Source organism: Bradyrhizobium sp. (assembly GCF_049798375.1).
In the GTDB taxonomy this organism is placed as follows: Bacteria; Pseudomonadota; Alphaproteobacteria; order Rhizobiales; family Xanthobacteraceae; genus Bradyrhizobium.
Genome location: NZ_JBARGP010000243.1, coordinates 1 through 1,987 on the forward strand (window position 1 = coordinate 1; position 1,987 = coordinate 1,987).

The 1,987-nt window shown below is 66.2% G+C and carries 2 protein-coding genes; one reads left to right on the top strand and one right to left on the bottom strand.

Annotated elements, in window-relative coordinates:
• Window positions 1–611, top strand: a 611-nt coding sequence (locus WA702_RS10410; RefSeq protein WP_425110430.1) for an oligopeptide/dipeptide ABC transporter ATP-binding protein, incomplete at its 5' end; no start/stop codon positions are given.
• A gap of 129 nt (window positions 612–740) precedes the next feature.
• Here WA702_RS10410 and WA702_RS10415 read toward each other — a convergent pair.
• Window positions 741–1,987, bottom strand: a 1,247-nt coding sequence (locus tag WA702_RS10415) for a methyl-accepting chemotaxis protein (RefSeq protein WP_425110431.1), incomplete at its 5' end; no start/stop codon positions are given.

Here is a 1,987-nt window from a genome sequence, read left to right on the forward strand (position 1 = left end):
TCACTATTCACCGGCTGACCAAGACGCGCGCGCAATATGAGGAGCGCATCGTCTATCTGCTCGAGACCGTCGGCCTGCAGGCCGGCCATGTCACACGCTACCCGCATGAATTTTCCGGCGGCCAGCGCCAGCGCATCGGCATTGCGCGCGCGCTCGCGGTCGAGCCCAAGCTGATCGTCTGCGACGAACCGGTGTCTGCGCTCGACGTCTCGATCCAGGCGCAGGTCATCAATTTGCTGGAAGATTTGCAGCAGAAGTTCGGCATCGCCTATCTGTTCGTCGCGCACGACCTCTCGGTGGTCGAGCACATCAGCCGCCGCGTCGCGGTGATGTATCTCGGCCGCATCGTCGAGACCGCACCGTCACGCCTGCTCTATGCCGCGCCGAAGCATCCGTATACCGAGGCGCTGTTGTCGGCGGTGCCGATTCCCGATCCCAGCGTGAAGCGCAAGCGCATCCGGCTGAAGGGCGAGGTGCCGAGCCCGATCAACCCGCCGTCAGGCTGCCGCTTCCGCACCCGCTGCCCCCTCGCGCAGGATATCTGCAGCCGCGAGGTGCCGCCGCTGAAGGAGAGCGCCCCAGGGCATCTGGTGGCGTGTCATTTCAGGTGAGGCGGATGGCGTTCCGCGCTGCTCCGTTATTGCGGGCGAAGCCGAGCAATCCAGAGCCGAGTGAAGAATCTGGATTGCTTCGCCGCTTCGCTCCTCGCAATGACGTGAGAGATGGCCGTGTCCGCCCGCTCACGCCACCTGTCGGTCGGAGAGGACGTCGGTGAGAAGCCTTGTCTGCTCGCCATCAAGCGTGAACTGCACCAGCGCGGTGTGATCGTTCACGCGCATCACCACGGCCGGTAGGTTCGAGATCAGGCCGTCGATGGCGAGATTGACCTTCGCGTGCAGCGCCACCGGCACCGGGATCGCCTCGATCAGCGCGCCGCCCAGCGCGAGGTTGCGCACCTTGATCGCAACCTGCTGGCCGTCCAGCCTGAGCGTGCCCGGGCGGTTGATGTTGAGCCGTGACGACAGCCGCCGATGCACGTCCGACGTTGAGGTCTTGATTACGCCCACTAGCGTGGTGCGCAGGTCCTGCATCTTGCGGGCGATGTCGATCGAGCCGTCGCGGATGTCGCTCGACCGCCGCCCAGCCTCGCCGGCCTCGCGCGACACCGATGCGATCTGCGTCGCCACCTCGCGTGCGGCGAGCGACGTCTCCTCCACCGTGCGCGAGATTTCCCGGGTCATGTTGTTCTGTGCCTCGATCGCATCCGCGATGCTGGTCGAGACGGATTCGACGTTGCCGATCACCTCGCCGATGGCACCGATCGAATCGACGGAAGCGCGCGTCGAGGCCTGGATCTCGGCGATCTGTTGCGAGATCTCGCCGGTCGCTTTTGCGGTCTGCTCGGCAAGCGTCTTGACCTCGGAGGCGACCACGGCGAAGCCGCGGCCGGCATCGCCCGCGCGCGCCGCCTCGATGGTGGCGTTCAAGGCCAGCAGATTGGTCTGGCCGGCGATTTCGCTGATCAGGCTCGTCACCGCGCCGACCTTGTTGGCTGCATCGGACAGCTTGGCGATGGTGGATTGCGCCTCCGATGACGCCGCGACGGCTTTGCGCGTCAGCTCCCGCGAGGTGCCGACACGCGCGGAGATCTCGGAGATCGACGTCGCGAGCTGGGCGGAGGCGTCAGCCACCGTGCGCGTGGTGGCGAGCGCCTGCTCGGCAGCGGCCGCGACGCTGCTCGAATTCTGCTCCAGCGTGAGTGTGCTGCTGGTCATCGATTTCGCGCTCTCGGCCATGTTGCCGGTGCCGCGCGCAACCTCGTCGACAACGCTGCTCGCTTCACGTTCGACCGCTTCGGCCAGCTCCTGCAGCGCCTGGCTCTTGACGTGCTCGGCCATCTGCCGCTGGTCATCCTCGAGCGCCGCCGCGTTGTGGGCCTTCTCCTCGGTCTTGCGCTTGAACTGCTCGATCGAGCGCGCCATATCGC